The following is a 16981-nucleotide window of genomic DNA, read 5'->3' as shown; positions in this document are numbered from 1 at the left end:
CGGGTATGCCGGGCGCGCGCCCATCGAATCCACCCATATGGCATGGCTCGAGTCGTCGCGTCGCCCTAATCGGGCCGGCTTGCGCCGTCGCCCTGTCACGCGCTCAGCCGCGACGGAATGCCGCGACGATCGCGAGAACCTTAAATACAGGCCGGGCCGTAGCCCGCCCCATTCAAGAAGCAGCCATGCTGTTTTTGATATATTCCGCCCTATCGAAACCGTTTCTTCGACAGGTTGGCGAGGATCATCCCTTCGTTTTCACGTAAGGATGCGTGACGCGTGCGCGGCGGTTTGCCTAAGCAGCGTTTGAATCAAGAGAATAGAATTGCCAATGTGTCTCATGCGCCGTAATCGGACTTTCTTTTGAGATGATTCGATATCATTTCAGCGATCAAACCATTGCGAATCAGCATTGCTTTACGCTTTGCATTCCTATTTCCCCGTGTCGTCCAAAACCAGGAAAACGCAATGAATATTGACGCTCAAATTGTTTTCGTATAGATTTATTTGATCGCGTTAATTCTAAAAATCCCGCACGGGAAGAATTAAGCGTCAGCACTATACTGAAAGACCTCTAGGAAAAGCATCCCCCGAACTGCCAGTTACAACTTCAGCCGATTTACGGCTTATATTTTTTGAAACACGAATTTTCGCGGCAATATCAAAGATTTAAGCGCCGCGAACTGGCCTATAAAAAGAGCGCCGAGGCCGATCAATTAAATTTCAATCGACCTGACAATTACGGCATAAACAACAGGCAATTGTTCAATTAATTGATCCAATACCGGAAAATCTTTTATTAAAGAAAATAAATATAAGGATGACGTTCGGTAACGAAACATCCGGCGCAGGTAGCATTGTCATAATGTTCGGACATCAACCAATGCTTATGACATATTAAATTTTCTTAATAATGCGATCTGGGCGGACAGACGGAAGGATAGAGGGGGAAAGCGAACCGGGGCCGGATGGCGGGAAGAGAGTGTGAAGCGCCGCCTCAAGGACGAGGCGGCGCGGTTCCGCTTAAGGCGCGGACTGCGCGGAGACCTGGAGCGGCGGCTTACTCCGCGGCGGCGGTATCCCGCAGCAAGGCCGCCAGTCTGGCGATGCCGATCTCGATCCGCTCCGGCGAGGCATGGCTGAAATTCAGGCGCAGATAGCCCAGGTTCTGTTCCGGCTCGGGGAAGAAGGCCTCGCCCGGCATGAAGGCGACGTTCTGCTTCAAGGCCAGCGGCAGCAAGGCGCGGGTATCTCTCGCCCGCTTCAGCTTGAGCCAGAAAAACAGCCCGCCCCGCGGCAACTGCCAATCGGCCAGATCGCCGAAATGCCGCTGCAGCGAATCCTGCATCGCGTCGCGGCCGGCGCGATACACCTCGCGCAAGTCCAACATCCGTTGCTCATGGCCGGGGTCGCTCAGCTGGCGGGCGATGAACCACTGCGCCGGGCGGTTGGTGTGCAGATCGGTCGCCTGCTTCAGCCGCATCAGATAGGGATACAGCTCCGGCGAGGCGATCAGGAAGCCGACGCGCAGCCCAGGCGCCAGGGTTTTGGAAAAGGAGCCGGAGTAAATCCACGGCGCGCGCTTCAAATGGCTGACCAGCGGCGCCGGCGCTTCGCCGTCGTAGCTGAGCGCGCGATAAGGATCGTCCTCGATCAAGGGCACGCCGGCGGCGTCGATGACGGCCGCCAGCGCCTGCCGGTCTTCGGCGCTGTAACAGCTGCCCGCCGGATTTTGAAAGCTGGGAATCAGATAAGAGCAGCGCGCCTGAGACTCGCTCAAGGCGGCGGCCAGCGCCTGCGGCTCCAGCCTGCCGTCCCGTTGCGCCACTGCGTGAACGCGGGCGCCGAACAACTTGAAAGCCTGCAAGGCCGCTAGATAAGTCGGCCCTTCGGTCACCACCGGCGTGCCGGGATCGATGAACAGCTTGGCGCATAAATCGATGCTCTGCTGCGAGCCGGACAGCACCAACACCTGCTCCGCCTCGCAAGCGATGCCCATGCGCCGCGCCTGCTCCGCGATCAAGCCGCGCAATTCCGGCTCGCCTTCGCTGGCGCCGTATTGCGCCAGGCCCGCCGGCATATCGGTGAAATCGAGCTGCGGCAAGCATTGGCCGGCCGGCAGGCCGCCGGCGAAGGAAATCATCTGCGGCTGTTGCGCCGCCGCCAGGATTTCCCGGATCAGCGACCCGCTGAGCCGTTCGATGCGCTCAGAAAACATGGTACTCTGCATAAGCTTGTCCGCAACTTTCTTACTAATGTCAATAATATTGACTCAATCTACCGACCACAGCAGGTTCCGTCAACATGGCTGACCTATCTCCGTCCGACGACATGCGCGCCGCCATGGAAGCCTTCTTCCATGCCTACAAGGCTTTCACCGATAAACCGGATGAAATGCTGGCCAAACGCGGCCTGGCGCGCGTGCACCACCGCATCCTGTTCTTCGTCGCCCGCTACCCCGGCCTGTCGGTCAAGGACCTGCTGGCCGCGCTGGGCGTGACCAAGCAGGCCATCAATATGCCGCTGCGCCAACTGCTGGAAATGGCGCTGGTGCAAAGCGTGGCCGCGCAGCACGACAAACGGGTCAAACAGCTGACGCTGACTTCGGAGGGACGCAAGCTGGAGGAAGCCCTGCACCGCGAGCAGCTGAAACTGCTGCAGACGGCGTTTGAGCAGACGGGGAAGCCGGCCACCGCCGGCTGGATGCAGATCAACCGCAGCCTGGCCTCGCACTCGCGCCCCGACGACGCGCCCTCGCGCGGCAAAGCTTGACCCTGTAGCCGCTTCATGGTTTGCAATGCGCTGGCGAGGTCCGTCCATCGCATTTTCCCGACCTACCGCGCCAGTCCGGCGCGCCGAGGAGCACGCCATGAATTGTCCCAGTTGCCAAGTCACCCTGCTGATGGGCGAACGTTTGTCCGTCGCCATCGATTACTGTCCGCAATGCCGCGGCGTCTGGCTGGCGCCCGGCCAGCTGGAGCGCCTGCTGCAAACCCAGGCTCCGGCGGCCCCCGCCGCCGCTTACGCGCCGTCCGCGCACGGTCGCGGCCATGACGACGAACACCGTCGGGACAGCCGCCACGGAGGCCATCACGGCGGCAAGCATGGCTGGCTGCGCAAGCTGCTGGACTGATCCGTCCCCGGATACAAAAACGGCCCGGACTCATGTCCGGGCCGTCTTCCCCTGCTCTTGCTCGAAGATTCAGTCTATGCGTTCGTAACGCACTTCCAGCACCTCGATGTCTTCGTCGCCGTCCGGCCCGCGAAACAGCACCGAATCGCCCTCGCGCGCCTTCAACAGCGTCCGCGCGATAGGCGAGATCCAGCTGATGCGGCCGCGCGCCAGATCGATCTCGTCCACGCCGACGATGCGCAGCAATTGCTCGCTGCCGTCGCCGCGCTCTATCAACACGGTGGCGGAGAAGAACACCTGATCGGTCGCTTCCCGGGTTTCCGGGTCCACCACCTCGGCGATTTCCAAGCGCTTGGTCAGGAAACGGATGCGGCGGTCGATCTCGCGCAAGCGGCGCTTGCCGTACAGATAGTCGCCGTTCTCGGAGCGGTCGCCGTTGCTGGCCGCCCAGTTCACGACCTGCACCATTTCCGGCCGCTCGCGGTTGACCAGATGATAAAGCTCGTCCTTCAGCCGCTGCCAGCCGCCGGGCGTGATGTAGTTCTTGGTGGAAGCGGGCAGACGCCGCTCAACCGGAAGATCCTCTTCCGCCTCGTCGTTTTCCCTGGTAAACGCTTTGCTCATCTTCGTCCATCCATCCATGAAAAACGCCAGCCTCAACGGCCGGCGGCGGGTTCCAACAAGGCCAGGCAATGCGGCAGCAGCCCCTTGGGCTTCAGCTTGATCCGCTGCAACTGCTCGCGATCCAGCCATTCCAGCGCGTAATGATTGTCCGGCCCCATCTTGGCCAGCTCCGGCCCGCCCAGCCTGAGTTCACCGGCGTGGCTGGCAGCCAGGAACACGTGTTCGACCCTGTCCTTGGCGTCCAGCACGCACAGGCTGCCGCCCAGACGGACGTTGAGCCCGGTTTCCTCGCGCGTCTCGCGCACGCAGGCGATGGCCGCCGTCTCGCGCCGCTTGATGCCGCCGCCCGGCAACACATAATAGTCCTTGCCGGGTTTGAGGCGATGCATCAGCAGGATGCGCCCGCCGTCGACGATGGCGATGGAAGCGCGCTCGCGTTTGCCGCTCGCAAGCGGAGCCGGCGCGGAGACCGGCGCCTCGCCGCGCAAGCGCGTCCAGGCGCGGGCGGCCAGGCCCCACAATAGGGCGCGCACGCTCAGCGGTGCGCCTTGGCCGAAGCCTTCTTGACCGGAGGCGCCTTCTTGCCGCCGGTAACGGTCAGATTGGACCACTTCATCACCGCGGCCACTTCAGCGGAGTTCAGTTCGTAGAACTGACCGCGCTTCAAGCGCGGAGGCAGGCCGATATTGCCGAAGCGCACGCGGATCAGCCGGCTGACGGTCAGGCCGAAGTGCTCGAACATGCGGCGCACTTCGCGGTTGCGGCCTTCCTTGATCACCACGTTGAACCATTGATTGGCCGCCTCTTCCGGGCCGCCTTTCTGGAAGATGCGGTCAAAGCGCGCGTCGCCGTCTTCCAGCTCCACGCCGGCCACCATTTCCTTCATGATTTCCGGCGTCAGCTCGCCCAGCACCCGCACCGAGTACTCGCGCTCCACTTCGAAGCTGGGGTGCATCATGCGGTTGGCCAGTTCGCCGCTGGTGGTGATCAGCAGCAGGCCCGAGGTATTGACGTCCAGGCGGCCTATCGCCACCCAGCGGCTGGATTTGGCCTGCGGCAGGCGGTCGAACACGGTGACGCGGCCTTCCGGATCGTCGCGGCTGACGATTTCGCCTTCTTCCTTGTGATACATGATCACGCGCGGCAGGCGGTCCGGCCATTTCAGTTTGATCTGGTCGCCTTTGACCATCACGCGGTCGCGCGGGCCGACGCGGTCGCCCAGGCTGGCTTTCTTGCCGTTGACCGTGACCTGGCCGGCCTCGATCCACTCTTCCATTTCACGGCGCGAGCCGACGCCGGACGCCGCCAGCGCTTTTTGCAGCCGCACCGGCTCGATGTCGTCCAGGTCCACGCGGACTTCGCGCAGGCGCTTGGCCTTGTCCTTGATGTCCTGATTGGGGCTGCGCAAGCGCAGCTTCTTGGCCTTCTGCACCAATTGCGGCCTGCCGCCCTCCGGCTTGCCCTGACGCGGCTGAGCGCCGCCCTTGCCCGCGGCCGGCTGACCCGCCGGCGCGGCGGCGTTCTTGTTGCCGAAGCGGCGCTCGTGATCCAGGGCCACGTTGCCGTTGACGTCGCCGTTGCTGTCGCGCTGGTAGGTCGGCTTGTTGCGGCCTTGCGCCTGCTGCATCTGCTGCTGTTCCTGCTCGCGGCGGCTCAGCTTGAACAGCGGCGTGCCTTCGTGCATCAGCGGGTTGCCGTAGGCGTCGCGCGCGGCGCGGCCGTTCTGCGGCGCGCGGCCCTTGCCGCCGTTGGCGCGGGCTTGGCCTTGCCGGGCGTTGGCCTCGGCCGGCTGGCCGTTGCGATTTTTGATCATGCCGCCCTGGGTCTTGCCGCGCGGCTGAACGCCGCCGGTGCCCGGCTGGCGCGCTTGGGATGTTTCGCGACCTTTGACACGCGCCACCGGCTGGCGGGCGTGATTGCGTTGTCCTTTAGACATATGTGCTTTGCTCTTTCCGTGCGAGCAACCGGCAGAATGTCGATGTTATTCTGCGATGGGCTCGAAATTATCCGCCTCATCGTCGAGGGGGATGTCGTCTGTGGCCGCTGCCGGGCCTTGATCCCTAGGCATCGCCTCGGGCACTACCAGGCTTCCCAGCTCCGCCAACGGCGGCAGATCCTTGAGCGAGACAAAGCCCAGATCGTCCAGGAATTTTCGGGTAGTGGCATACAAGCCCGGCCTGCCGGGTACGTCCTTGTGGCCGATGACTTCGATCCAGCCGCGTTCCAGCAGAGTCTGCATCACGCCGGTGGACACCGATACGCCGCGTATCGCTTCGATATCGCCACGGGTCACAGGTTGTTTGTAGGCGATGATCGCCAAGGTTTCCATTACCGCGCGCGAGTATCGCGGCGGCTTTTCCGGGTTCAAGCGGTTCAAGTATGGCGTGAACTCCGCTCGGGCGCGAAAGCGCCATCCCGACGCCAATTTGACCAGTTCAACGCCCTTGCCCCTCCAGTCGCTCTGGATATCGTCAAGGATGTCGTTGATCAGCGCGGCTTTCACCTCTTCGGTGAACAGCTTTTTGAGCATGGCAACCGACAGAGGTTCCTGCGCGGTCAGTAACGCCGTCTCCAGCACGATCTTCAGATATTTTAGGTCGGTGATGGTGGACATTGAGCCGTGAAGCCGAAACACGTTTGCGCAGGAAACCGGACATTCTACATGAACTCTCCGTCCGGAGCTAAATTAATCCTTCCGCCATGTCGTCCCAGGCCGCCAGCGCGGTCAGGCTGTAACGTCGGAACGCCCGCCCGCCGTGCTCCATCGTTTCCAGCAACTGGCCGCCGCAGGCCTCCACCGTGCGCACCGCCGCCGGCCGGTCTGCCGGACAGACCAGCACCCAGTTGCCGTGCGCCGGCTTCTCGCCCAGCGTCTGCACGTATTGCAGCAGCACCCGGCCGTAGCCGTGGCCGCGCCAGGCCGGCAGCACTTCGAAGGCGATGTGGCCGATGCGCTCCACGATCAGCGCGCTGTCGGCCAAGCGCTGGCGGATCGCGCCTATGATCTCGGTGCGGCCGTTGATCAGGAACCAGGTGCGGCACGGCACCCAGCCCTCGGGCAGCGCCCGCCCTTCGGCGTGTTCCAGCAATTGCCCAAGCCAGGCGTCGGGGTCCGCGCCGGCGCGGCGGTAATAGTCCAGCCCTTCCTCGTGGCAGGCCTGAAAAAAAGGCCGATAGGCTGGCAGATGTTTCTGGTCGGCCGCTTCGATGTGCATGGCATGCTCTCGCAATGGATACCTGTATCCTAATCGCTGCCGCGCCAACATCAAGTGCAAATCGGCGCGCGCCCGCCTCAGACCAGCGCAATCCTGACATAAATGGGCTGGTACGGCGCCTCCTGGCTGACCTTGACCATCCCCTCCTTCACCAGTTCCAGCACCGCGATGAAGTTGACCACCAGATGGGCGACGCCCTTGTCCGCGTCGAACAGCTCTTCGAAAGGCACGTACTCGCGGCCGTCCAGATAGCGCAGAATCCAGCTCATCTGCTCGCGCACCGACAGTTCGTCCTTCTCCACCTTGTGGTGGCGATGGTGGCGCGCGCGCGACAGAATCGCCATCCACGCCTGGCGCAGATCCACCGGGCTGACGTCGGGCAGCCGCTGCTCGGCGGACTGCTCGATCAAGACCGCCAGCCAGGCGAAGTCGCGGTCGGCCTGCGGCAGCTTGTCCAGCTCCAGCCCCGCCAGCTTCATCTGCTCGTATTCCAGCAGGCGGCGCACCAGCTCGGCCCGCGGATCGTCCGGCTCGCCCTCCTCGTCCAGCTGCGGCCTGGGCAGCAGCAAACGCGACTTGATCTCGATCAGCAGCGCCGCCATCAGCAGGTATTCGGCGGCCAGTTCCAGACGCCCGTCGCGCATCGCGTCGATATAGGCCATGTACTGGACGGTGATGTCCGCCATCGGGATGTTCAGCACGTCCAGATTCTGTTTGCGGATCAGATAAAGCAGCAGGTCCAGCGGGCCTTCGAAGCTGTCCAGAATCACTTGCAACGCGTCCGGCGGGATGAACAAATCCTGCGGCACTTCCAGCACCGGCTGGCCGAACACGTGCGCGATCGGCACGCTGGGCGGCAATTCCGGCGCGGTCAGCTGAAAATCGTCGGCCGAAGACCGGGCCTCGGGAAGGGGGGCGTTGCTCATGGCGGCAAGGATACCAGCACTGGCAGGCGCCGTGGCGGAACTTGTCCGCCGCCGGGCCCGCCGCTCAAACGGCCGCGTCGGCGGGCAGCAGCTCGTCTATCTTGATTTCCACGAATTGATAATGCGCGGTTTGCTGCAATAAGCGCAGCGCGCGCACCCGGCACTCGCCGTCTGCGCCGCGCAGATGAAACGGCCGCATGGCCTGATACAGGCGGCCCGGCAACACCAGGATGCCGGAATGGCGGAAATGGCGCTCGGCCTGCATGCGCAGCGCCGGCTCGAAACCGCCGGCCGCGTGGCTGGTGACGGCGGCGACTTCGACCGCCTGCGGCCGCTTGCCGATGAACTCTATCCCGCACTCGGTCTGCATGTCCTCGCCGCCGAAGCTGACCCAGCGAACCAGGCCCAGCTGCCAGCCGAAGCCCCGGCGGCGCAGCATCACCACCTCGCCGGCGCGCAAGGGCTGCCGCAAGGATTCGCCCTGCAGCAACAGGCCGGAAGCGCTGAGATTGCTGATCTGCAAACGGCAGGGCTCCAATTCGCCGTCGGCCGGCTCGCCGGCGGCCAGCCGCCAGCAGCGCGGCAGCAGGCTTACCAGCTCTACGGTTTCGACGCTGAGCCGGCGCAGCCGGACATGGCGCCGGCGCGGCGGCGCGCCCCACTCCTGGCGCAGACGCGCCAGCAGCCAGGCTTCGTGGCCGTCGTCCAGGCCCTGTCGCTGGCGCTGACGGCCCAATTCGTCCAGGCGCTCCAGCAAGCGGCCGGCGTCCAGCCGCCACCACACGCCGTCGCCGTCCAGGTCCAGTTCGGCGCAGAAGCGCGCCGGCCGGTCGGCGTCGGCGCGGAAGGCCAGCGCGCCGTCCTCGCCCAGCGGCTGATCCAGCTGCTCCACGCGCAGCAGGCCGGCGTGCTGCTCCAGCCATTGCAGCAGCAGAGCGATCTTGGCCGCCTCCAGCCGGTTGCTGGCGGTCATGCCCAACAACATCAGCCGGCGGTAGCTGAGCCCCGGCGCCGCCGCGCCGCCCTGCGCCTGCCGGCCCTCCCAGCCCTGGGCCAGCGCGTAGGCGTACAGACGGTGGCAATCGCGCCAGAAGCCCTTGTGCAGCGGCGCGTAGCTGCGCGCGTGCAGCGCCAGCAAATCGTAGCCGCTGGCCAGCGCCAGTTGCAGAGCCTCCAGCCGCGGGCGCGAGCTGGAAAAACGGCCGGTCTCCTGCGCGCTGAACGTCTGGGCCAGCAGCTTGCACTGCTCATGCCATTGCCGCAGCACATGGCGGGCCGACTGCAAGGCCGCGCGCGCCTCCGGGGTGCAGGACAGATCCTGCCGCGCCGCGCCGCGCTCCAGCCGCGCCGCCAGCGCGGCCAACGGCGCTCTCAACGCCTGCAGCAGTTGCAGGCGTTCCGCCGGCGCCAAGGCCGAACGCCGCCATTGCGCCAGCCACTGGCCGGCCTTGTCCGCGGCGAGGGCGGCCGGCTGCGCCGCCAGCGCCTCCAGTTGCGCCTGGACCGCCTTGAGGTCCAGTGCCAGCCAAGGGCCATCCGGCAGGGCGTGAATCAGCGACAGTTCCATCATGACTAGGTCATAGCGAGGGAGAAGCCGCCGATGATACGCCCCGCCATGATTTTTGGCGCGGCATTATTGCCAGCGCAAAAAAAATGCCCCGCGCTCGGCGGGGCATTGCCGCGGAAGCGGCGTCCGGCTTAAGCCGACAGCTCCAGCATCAGCTTGTTGATGCGCTTGACGAAGGCGGCCGGGTCTTCCAGCTTGCCGCCCTCCGCCAGCAGGGCCTGGTCGTACAGCACCTGGGCCAGATCGCCGGCGCGCGCCTCGTCGGCCTCCTCGGCCAGTCGTTTCACCAGCACGTGCTCGGGGTTGATCTCCAGCGTGGGCTTGCTGGCTTCCACCGGCTGGCCCGCCGCTTTCAGCATGCGCTCCAGATGGGCGCTCATATCGTGCTCGCCGGCCACCAGGCAGGCCGGGCTCTCGGTCAGGCGGGCGGTGGCGCGCACTTCCTTGACGCGGTCGGCCAGGGCTTTCTGCACTTTCTCCACCACCGGCTTGGCACTTTCCTCCACCTGCTTTTGCGCTTCCTTGTCGGCTTCGTCTTCCAGCGCGCCCAGATCCAGCGCGCCCTTGGCCACGGACTGCAGCGCCTTGCCGTCGAATTCGAACAGCGAACCCGCCACCCATTCGTCGACGCGGTCGATCAGCAGCAGCACCTCGACGCCCTTCTTCTTGAACACTTCCAGATGCGGGCTGTTCTTGGCCGCGGCCAGGGTGTCGGCGGTGATGTAGTAGATCTTGTCCTGGCCTTCCTTCATCCGGCCGACATAGTCGCCCAGCGTTACCGCCGGTTCGGCGCCTTCGGACACGGTGGAGACGAAGCGCAGCAGCTTGGCAATGCGCTCCTTATTGGCCATGTCCTCGCCGACGCCCTCTTTCAGCACCTGGCCGAACTCTTGCCAGAACTCGGTGTATTTTTCCGGCTGATTGGCGGCGAGGTCTTCCAGCAGGCCCAGCACTTTCTTGACGCAGCCGTTGCGGATGGCGTCGATGTCCTTGCTTTCCTGCAGGATCTCGCGCGATACGTTCAGCGGCAGGTCGTTGCTGTCTATCACCCCGCGCACGAAGCGCAGGTAGTGCGGCATCAGCTTCTCGGTGTCTTCCATGATGAAGACGCGGCGCACATAGAGTTTGACGCCCTGCTTGCGCTCGCGGTCGAACAGATCGAAGGGCGCGCGCGACGGGATGTAGAGCAGTTCGGTGTATTCCTGGCGGCCCTCGACGCGAGCGTGGCTCCAGGCCAGCGGGTCGGTGAAATCGTGGGCGACGTGTTTGTAGAATTCCTTGTACTGCTCTTCGCTGATCTCGCTCTTGCCGCGGGTCCACAGCGCGGAGGCGGAGTTGACCGCTTCCATTTCGTCGCTGACGATGACTTCGCCGTTTTCGCCGTAGCTATTGCCCTTTTTCATCTCGATCGGGATCGAGATGTGGTCGGAGTACTTGCGGACGATGCCTTTGAGCTTCCAGTCGTTCAGCAGCTCGTCCTCGCCCTCTTTCAGGTGCAGCACGATCTCGGTGCCGCGGCCGGCCTTCTCCACCTGTTCCAGCGTGTATTCGCCGGCGCCCTGGGATTCCCAGCGCGTGGCGGCGGCGTCGCCGGCGCGGCGGGTGGTCAGCGTGACCTTGTCCGCCACGATGAAGGCGGAGTAGAAGCCGACGCCGAACTGGCCGATCAGATTGGCGTCCCTTTTGGCGTCGCCGGACAGCTGCTCGAAAAAGGCCTTGGTGCCGGACTTGGCGATGGTGCCGATATTGGCGATGACTTCGTCGCGGCTCATGCCGATGCCGTTGTCGGCGATGGTCAGCGTGCGCGCCTCGGCGTCGTAGCCGATGGTGATCTTCAGCTCCGGCTCGTTTTCAAACAGCTCGGGCTTGGCCAGGCCTTCGAAGCGCAGCTTGTCGGCGGCATCCGAGGCGTTGGAAATCAGTTCACGCAGGAAGATTTCCTTGTTGGAGTACAAGGAGTGGATCATCAGCTGCAGCAGCTGCTTGACTTCGGTCTGAAAACCCAGGGTTTCTTTCAATGCGCTCATGGTGACTTAAACAAGAGTTGGTCAACGATGCGCATCAGATAAGGGCTGTCCCGGGGTTTTCAATACCCCTGCCCGCAACCCAGGATCGTCGCCGCGCGAACATGAAAAAGCCCCGCGACGAAATCGCGGGGCGGTTTGGCCTTTGGACCCGCCGGGCGGGCTCAGGCGCGCTTGTCTTCGCGCAGGGCCGGCGGCAGCGCGAACACGGTGTTTTCCTCCACGCCGTCCAGTTCGCTGACGCTGTCCGCGCCGAAAGCCTTGATCTGGTCTATCACCGCCTGCACCAGCACTTCCGGCGCGCTGGCGCCGGCGGTGACGCCGACGCGCCGCTTGCCGACGAACCAGGCTTCCACCAGTTGGCCGGCGTTGTCCACCATATAGGCGTCCACGCCCTTGAGCGCGGCCACTTCGCGCAAGCGGTTGGAGTTGGAGCTGTTGGGCGATCCCACCACCACCACGATGTCGCACTCGTCGGCCAGCACCTTCACCGCGTCCTGCCGGTTTTGCGTGGCGTAGCAGATATCGTCTTTTTTCGGGCTGGAGATCTCGGGGAAGCGCGCTTTCAGCGCGGCGATGATGTCTCGGGTCTCGTCCACCGACAGCGTGGTCTGGCTGACGTAGGACAGCGCCGCCGGGTTGCGCACTTGCAGCTTGGCGACGTCGGCGACGTTTTCCACCAGATACATGCCGCCGTCCACCTGGCCCATGGTGCCCTCCACCTCGGGGTGGCCGGCGTGGCCTATCATGACGATCTCCATGCCTGCCTTGTTCATGCGCTTGACTTCGACATGCACTTTGGTGACCAGCGGACAGGTGGCGTCGAACACCTGCAGGCCCAGCAGCGCCGCCTCTTCGCGCACCGACAGCGGCACGCCGTGAGCGGAGTACACCAGGGTGCTGCCGCTGGGCACGTCTTTCAATTCTTCGATGAACACCGCGCCCTTGGCGCGCAGGTTCTCCACGACGAAGCGGTTATGCACCACTTCGTGGCGCACGTAGATCGGCGCGCCGTAGAGTTCGATCGCCCGCTCGACGATGGCGATGGCCCGGTCCACCCCGGCGCAGAAGCCGCGCGGGTTGGCCAGCATGATGGTCTTCGTCATCACTCAATCCTTGCTCAAGCCGCGGCGCTCAGGCGCGCGGCTTTCTGAAACTGTCCAGCACCATCAAGGCGGCTCCCACGCAGATGAAGGAGTCAGCCAGATTGAAGGCCGGGTACGACCAGCTGCTGTAGTAATGCACCTGGATGAAATCGATCACATGGCCATGGACGATGCGGTCTATCACATTGCCGAGCGCGCCGCCCATGATGAAGGCCGCGGCCAGGTTCATCAGTCCGCTGAAGCGGTTCTTGAAGATATTCCAGCCCAGCCAGCCGGACACGGCGAAAGCCAGACCGGAAAACAGATACTTCTGCCAGCCGCCGGCGTCGTGCAGGAAGCTGAACGCCGCGCCCGGATTGTACAGCAAGGTAAACCCGAAAAAGCCGGGAATGATTTCCCGGACTTCGCCGTACTGGTAATTGCCGTTGAAATAGATCTTGGTCAATTGATCCAGCAGCACGATCACCGCGGCCAGCGCAAACCACTTCGGCCATTGCTTGGCCTTGGGCATAGTCATTGCAGATTCCATCAGACCTTTCCACGACGCGAAGCGGAACTCCGCGCACTCTATATCAAAGCGCCGGAAGCCCGGAACGCTGAGCGTTCCCATGCTTCCGGCCCGGCCGTGCCGCCGCGTCGTCGACGCGGATCAGGCGAAGCGGCGCGTCTCGCCCTTGCCGTCGATATTGTCCACGCAACGGCCGCACACCGCGCCGTGGCCGGCGTGGCTGCCGACGTCGGCGCGATAGTGCCAGCAGCGCTCGCACTTCTGCTCTGCGGACGACGCCACGCTGACGCGGGTTTGCTCGCCTGGCTTGACGCTGGCTTTAGAGACAATCAGCACGAACTTGAGTTCATCGCCCAAGGCGTTCAGCCACTGCGACAGCTCGCCGTCGGCCTCGATTTCGATCTCCGCCTGCAGCGAGGAGCCCAGCTGATCGGCGCTGCGCAGCGCTTCGATCTGCTTGTTGACCTGGGCGCGCAGCTCGCGGATGGCCTGCCACTTGGCGGACAAGGCCGCTTCGCGCTCGGCGGACTGGGCCGGGAACTCATGCCAAACGTGATACAGCGGCGATTCTTCCTCGCTGTCCACCAGCACGTTCCACGCCTCGTCGGCGGTGAAGCACAGGATGGGCGCCACCAGCAAAAGCAGGCTACGGGTGATGTGGTACAGCGCGGTTTGAGCGCTGCGGCGCGCGTGGCTGTCCGCCTTGGTGGTGTACAAACGGTCCTTGATCACGTCCAGGTAGAAGGCGCCCAGATCCTCGGAGCAATAACCCACCACCTCCTGCACCACATGGTGGAAGGCGTAGCGCGAGTACAGTTCGCCCGCCGCCTTTTCCTGCACTTCGCGCGCGCGCAGCAGCGCGTACTGGTCCAGTTCCACCATATTGGCCAGCGGCACCGCGTGCTCCAGCGGATCGAAATCCGACAGATTGGACAGCAGGAAGCGGATGGTGTTGCGCAGGCGGCGATAGCTTTCCGTCGTGCGCTTCAGGATTTCCTGCGACAGCGACATATCGCCGGAGTAGTCGGCGCTGGCCACCCAGAGGCGCAGGATGTCGGCGCCCAGGGTGCCGCAGATCTCTTCCGGCGCAATGCCGTTGCCGCGCGACTTGGACATCTTGTAGCCCTTGTCGTCCACGGTGAAGCCGTGGGTCAGCAACTGCTTGTACGGCGCGCGGCCTATGGTGGCGCAACCGGTTTTCAGCGAGGACTGGAACCAGCCGCGATGCTGGTCGGAACCCTCCAGGTACAGGTCCGCCGGCCAGGCCAGTTCGGCGCGCTGCTTGAGCACGGCGAAATGGGTGGAGCCGGAATCGAACCACACGTCCAGGGTGTCGGACAGCTTGCGGTACTGCTCGGCCTCTTCGCCCAGCAACTCCTTGGCGTCCAGGCTGAACCAGGCTTCAATGCCCTGCTGCTCGATGCGCAACGCCACTTCTTCCAGCAATTGCGCCGTGCGCGGGTGCAGCTCGCCGCTTTCCTTGTGGATGAAGAAGGTCATCGGCACGCCCCAATTGCGCTGGCGCGACACGCACCAGTCAGGGCTATTCTTGATCATCGCGTCCAGGCGCGCGCGGCCCCAGGCCGGGAAGAACTCGGTGGCGTCCACCGCGCGCTGGCTGATGGAGCGCAGGGTCTCGCCGCCGTGGCCGGCCTTGTCCATGCCGATGAACCACTGCGGCGTGGCGCGGAAAATGATGGGGGTCTTGTGACGCCAGCAATGCGGGTAGCTGTGCTCCAGCTTGGCCTTGTGCACCAGCGCGCCGTGCTCTTCCAGCGTTTCGATGATGCGCGGATTGGCGTCCCAGACCAGCAGACCGGCGAACAGCTCGGTGCCCGTCTTGTAACGGCCATTGTCCGCCACCGGGTTGGCCACCGGCAGCTTGTAATGCAGGCCGGCCTGGAAGTCTTCCAGACCGTGGGCCGGCGCGGTGTGCACCAGGCCGGTGCCGGCGTCGGTGGTCACGTGATCGCCCAGGATCACCGGCACTTGGCGCGCGTAGAACGGGTGTTGCAGCTGCAAGAGCTCCAGCGCCCGGCCCTTGGCCTCGCCCAACACCTGGCAGCTCTCGACGCCGTAGCGCTTCAAGGCCGCCTCGGCCAGCTCCTTGGCCAGGATCAGCTTGCCCTTGGGCGTGTCCAGCAATTGATAAACCAGTTCGGCGCCGGCGGCGACCGCCTGGTTGGCGGGCAAGGTCCACGGCGTGGTGGTCCAGATCACCGCCATCGCGCCGGAAGCGTCGGCGCCGAAGGCTTCACCCGCCTTGTCCGCGTCCACTACCTTGAAGCCGACGTCGATCGCCGGCGACAGCTTGTCCTCATACTCGACTTCGGCCTCGGCCAGCGAGGAGCCGCACTCGATGCACCAGTGCACCGGCTTCTCGCCCTTGGTCAGATAGCCGTTCTCGAAGATCTTGCCGAGGGTGCGCACAATGTCGGCCTCGGTCTTGAAATCCATGGTCAGATAGGGATTGTCCCAATCGCCCAGCACGCCCAGGCGGATGAAGCCCTTCTTCTGGCGCGCCACTTGCTCTTTCGCGTATTCGCGGCACAGCTCGCGGAATTTGGCGGCGGGAATGTCCTTGCCGTGCAGCTTCTCCACCATCAGTTCGATGGGCAGGCCGTGACAGTCCCAGCCCGGCACATAGGGCGCGTCGAAACCGGCCAGCGTCTTGGAGCGGACGATGATGTCCTTCAGCACCTTGTTGACCGCGTGGCCCAGGTGGATGTCGTTGTTGGCGTACGGAGGGCCGTCGTGCAGGATGAACTTGGGACGGCCGGCGGAGAGCTTGCGCAGCTTCTCGTAGCGCTTCTCCTCCTGCCAGCGCTTGACCCAGGCCGGTTCGCGTTTGGCCAGATCCCCGCGCATGGCGAAGGGGGTATCCAGCAGGTTTACGGTTTTTCGATAATCGATGCTCATGCCTGCTCTCGCTGCAAACTTGTCAAATAGGTCTTGGCGCTGGCCGCGTCTTTTTCGATCTGAGCGATCAGCGCCGATAAATCATCATACCGCGCCTCGTCGCGCAGTTTCTTCAGGAATCGCACCGTCAGCCGCTGGCCGTAGAGATCGCCGGCGAAATCGAACAGATGCACTTCCAGTTTGTAGTCCGGGGTATCGCTGACCGTCGGGTTCAAGCCCAGACTGGCCACGCCGCCCAGCACGCCGGCGTCGGTCTCCGCCTGCACCACGAACACGCCCTGCAAGGCCGGACGCAAATGCGGCAGATGGATGTTGGCCGTGGGGAAACCTATGGTACGGCCCAGTTTCTTGCCGTGCACCACGCGGCCGGAAATCTGGTACTCGCGCCCCAGCAGGCTTTCCGCACCGCTCAAGTCGCCGGCGGCCAGCCGCTCGCGCACCAGGCTGCTGGACGCTCGCTCGCCCATGGCCAGCACCGTCGGCATCGCCTCGGTGACGAAATGGGGACAGGAGCTCAACATCTCAAAGTGGCCCTGCCGCTTGGCGCCGAACTGGAAGTCGTCGCCGATCAGCAAATACTTGGTCTGCAGGCCCTGCACCAGGACTTTGTCGATGAAGTCCTGCGCTGACATGCCGGCGAAACCGTGGTTGAAGCGATAGACGAACACATAGTCGACCAGGCCCAGCCGCTGCAAGAAAGCCAGTTTGTCGCGCAGCGTGGACAGGCGGCCGGGCGGCTTGTCGCGCGCGAAGAACTCCCGCGGATGGGGCTCAAAGGTCAACAGAGCCGTCGGCAAGCCGCGCGCGTCGGCTTCCAGCCGCAGGCGCTGCAGCATTTTCTGATGGCCAAGGTGCACGCCGTCGAAATTGCCGATGGTCAAGGCGCAGGCTGGCAGCTGATAACGCCGCGGATCTCCAAAAAATACCTGCATGTGCTGGTCTTATTGCGTCCTGAAAAC

General features: G+C 63.9%; 15 protein-coding genes. 2 read left to right on the top strand and 13 right to left on the bottom strand.

Annotation, left to right across the window (positions count from 1 at the left end):
• Positions 1-1060: 1060 nt before the first annotated feature.
• Positions 1061-2230 carry a PLP-dependent aminotransferase family protein gene (locus DB032_RS05180; RefSeq protein WP_233246651.1) on the bottom strand — a complete coding sequence of 390 codons (1170 nt, stop codon included), beginning with the start codon at positions 2228-2230 and terminating at the stop codon, positions 1061-1063.
• A gap of 74 nt (positions 2231-2304) precedes the next feature.
• Here DB032_RS05180 and DB032_RS05175 point away from each other — a divergent pair, with 74 nt between their 5' ends.
• Both DB032_RS05175 and DB032_RS05170 read left to right on the top strand, forming a co-directional pair.
• The gene (locus DB032_RS05175) at positions 2305-2772 is read left to right on the top strand and encodes a MarR family winged helix-turn-helix transcriptional regulator (RefSeq protein WP_199225819.1); all 468 of its coding nucleotides are present in this window, start codon (positions 2305-2307) and stop codon (positions 2770-2772) included.
• A gap of 97 nt (positions 2773-2869) precedes the next feature.
• Positions 2870-3133, top strand: coding sequence for a zf-TFIIB domain-containing protein (locus DB032_RS05170; RefSeq protein ID WP_107798532.1), 264 nt, complete (start codon positions 2870-2872; stop codon positions 3131-3133).
• 69 nt (positions 3134-3202) lie between these two features.
• Here DB032_RS05170 and greB read toward each other — a convergent pair whose 3' ends face one another.
• The 12 genes from greB to DB032_RS05110 all read right to left on the bottom strand — a co-directional run bounded on the left by greB (position 3203) and on the right by DB032_RS05110 (position 16954).
• A complete protein-coding gene (gene greB, locus DB032_RS05165; RefSeq protein ID WP_107798531.1) occupies positions 3203-3757 on the bottom strand; it encodes a transcription elongation factor GreB in 555 nt (184 codons plus the stop codon).
• 32 nt (positions 3758-3789) lie between these two features.
• Positions 3790-4290, bottom strand: coding sequence for an NUDIX domain-containing protein (locus tag DB032_RS05160; protein WP_158274240.1), 501 nt, complete (start codon positions 4288-4290; stop codon positions 3790-3792).
• A gap of 2 nt (positions 4291-4292) precedes the next feature.
• On the bottom strand, positions 4293-5693 hold the full coding sequence (locus DB032_RS05155) for a pseudouridine synthase (protein ID WP_107798529.1): 1401 nt from the start codon (positions 5691-5693) through the stop codon (positions 4293-4295).
• Between the two features lie 45 nt (positions 5694-5738).
• Positions 5739-6371 carry an SMC-Scp complex subunit ScpB gene (gene scpB, locus DB032_RS05150; protein ID WP_107798528.1) on the bottom strand — a complete coding sequence of 211 codons (633 nt, stop codon included), beginning with the start codon at positions 6369-6371 and terminating at the stop codon, positions 5739-5741.
• Between the two features lie 67 nt (positions 6372-6438).
• Positions 6439-6972 carry a GNAT family N-acetyltransferase gene (locus DB032_RS05145; RefSeq protein WP_107798527.1) on the bottom strand — a complete coding sequence of 178 codons (534 nt, stop codon included), beginning with the start codon at positions 6970-6972 and terminating at the stop codon, positions 6439-6441.
• A 77-nt stretch (positions 6973-7049) separates the two neighbouring features.
• Positions 7050-7898, bottom strand: a complete 849-nt coding sequence (locus tag DB032_RS05140) for a ScpA family protein (RefSeq protein WP_107798526.1) — start codon at positions 7896-7898, stop codon at positions 7050-7052.
• A gap of 64 nt (positions 7899-7962) precedes the next feature.
• Entirely contained in the window at positions 7963-9468 is a 1506-nt protein-coding gene (locus DB032_RS05135) for a hypothetical protein (RefSeq protein ID WP_107798525.1), read from the bottom strand.
• A gap of 128 nt (positions 9469-9596) precedes the next feature.
• Entirely contained in the window at positions 9597-11492 is a 1896-nt protein-coding gene (htpG, locus tag DB032_RS05130) for a molecular chaperone HtpG (protein WP_107798524.1), read from the bottom strand.
• Positions 11493-11653: 161 nt separating this feature from the next.
• Positions 11654-12595 (bottom strand): 4-hydroxy-3-methylbut-2-enyl diphosphate reductase, encoded by a 942-nt coding sequence (gene ispH, locus DB032_RS05125; protein WP_107798523.1) that lies wholly within the window; start codon positions 12593-12595, stop codon positions 11654-11656.
• Positions 12596-12623: 28 nt separating this feature from the next.
• Positions 12624-13112, bottom strand: a complete 489-nt coding sequence (gene lspA / locus DB032_RS05120; RefSeq protein WP_048412579.1) for a signal peptidase II — start codon at positions 13110-13112, stop codon at positions 12624-12626.
• A 132-nt stretch (positions 13113-13244) separates the two neighbouring features.
• Positions 13245-16022, bottom strand: a complete 2778-nt coding sequence (gene ileS, locus DB032_RS05115) for an isoleucine--tRNA ligase (protein ID WP_107798521.1) — start codon at positions 16020-16022, stop codon at positions 13245-13247.
• Positions 16019-16954, bottom strand: coding sequence for a bifunctional riboflavin kinase/FAD synthetase (locus DB032_RS05110; protein ID WP_107798520.1), 936 nt, complete (start codon positions 16952-16954; stop codon positions 16019-16021). The genes ileS and DB032_RS05110 overlap by 4 nt, the downstream gene beginning before the upstream one ends.
• Positions 16955-16981: the final 27 nt, after the last annotated feature.

It is taken from the genome of Chromobacterium sp. Panama (assembly GCF_003052555.1).
GTDB lineage: Bacteria > Pseudomonadota > Gammaproteobacteria > Burkholderiales > Chromobacteriaceae > Chromobacterium.
The sequence above is the reverse complement of the archived record's forward strand: the minus strand, read 5'-3'. Positions and strand labels throughout refer to the sequence as shown.

Excerpts from the sequence above, each read along its gene's own strand:
- scpB (WP_107798528.1), bottom strand. The coding sequence starts at position 6,371 with ATGTCCACCATCACCGACCTAAAATATCTGAAGATCGTGCTGGAGACG.
- DB032_RS05175 (WP_199225819.1), top strand. The coding sequence starts at position 2,305 with ATGGCTGACCTATCTCCGTCCGACGACATGCGCGCCGCCATGGAAGCC.
- DB032_RS05140 (WP_107798526.1), bottom strand. The coding sequence starts at position 7,898 with ATGAGCAACGCCCCCCTTCCCGAGGCCCGGTCTTCGGCCGACGATTTT.
- DB032_RS05135 (WP_107798525.1), bottom strand. The coding sequence starts at position 9,468 with ATGATGGAACTGTCGCTGATTCACGCCCTGCCGGATGGCCCTTGGCTG.
- DB032_RS05170 (WP_107798532.1), top strand. The coding sequence starts at position 2,870 with ATGAATTGTCCCAGTTGCCAAGTCACCCTGCTGATGGGCGAACGTTTG.
- ileS (WP_107798521.1), bottom strand. The coding sequence starts at position 16,022 with ATGAGCATCGATTATCGAAAAACCGTAAACCTGCTGGATACCCCCTTC.
- greB (WP_107798531.1), bottom strand. The coding sequence starts at position 3,757 with ATGAGCAAAGCGTTTACCAGGGAAAACGACGAGGCGGAAGAGGATCTT.
- DB032_RS05110 (WP_107798520.1), bottom strand. The coding sequence starts at position 16,954 with ATGCAGGTATTTTTTGGAGATCCGCGGCGTTATCAGCTGCCAGCCTGC.
- DB032_RS05180 (WP_233246651.1), bottom strand. The coding sequence starts at position 2,230 with ATGCAGAGTACCATGTTTTCTGAGCGCATCGAACGGCTCAGCGGGTCG.
- DB032_RS05145 (WP_107798527.1), bottom strand. The coding sequence starts at position 6,972 with ATGCACATCGAAGCGGCCGACCAGAAACATCTGCCAGCCTATCGGCCT.
- ispH (WP_107798523.1), bottom strand. The coding sequence starts at position 12,595 with ATGACGAAGACCATCATGCTGGCCAACCCGCGCGGCTTCTGCGCCGGG.
- DB032_RS05155 (WP_107798529.1), bottom strand. The coding sequence starts at position 5,693 with ATGTCTAAAGGACAACGCAATCACGCCCGCCAGCCGGTGGCGCGTGTC.
- lspA (WP_048412579.1), bottom strand. The coding sequence starts at position 13,112 with ATGACTATGCCCAAGGCCAAGCAATGGCCGAAGTGGTTTGCGCTGGCC.
- htpG (WP_107798524.1), bottom strand. The coding sequence starts at position 11,492 with ATGAGCGCATTGAAAGAAACCCTGGGTTTTCAGACCGAAGTCAAGCAG.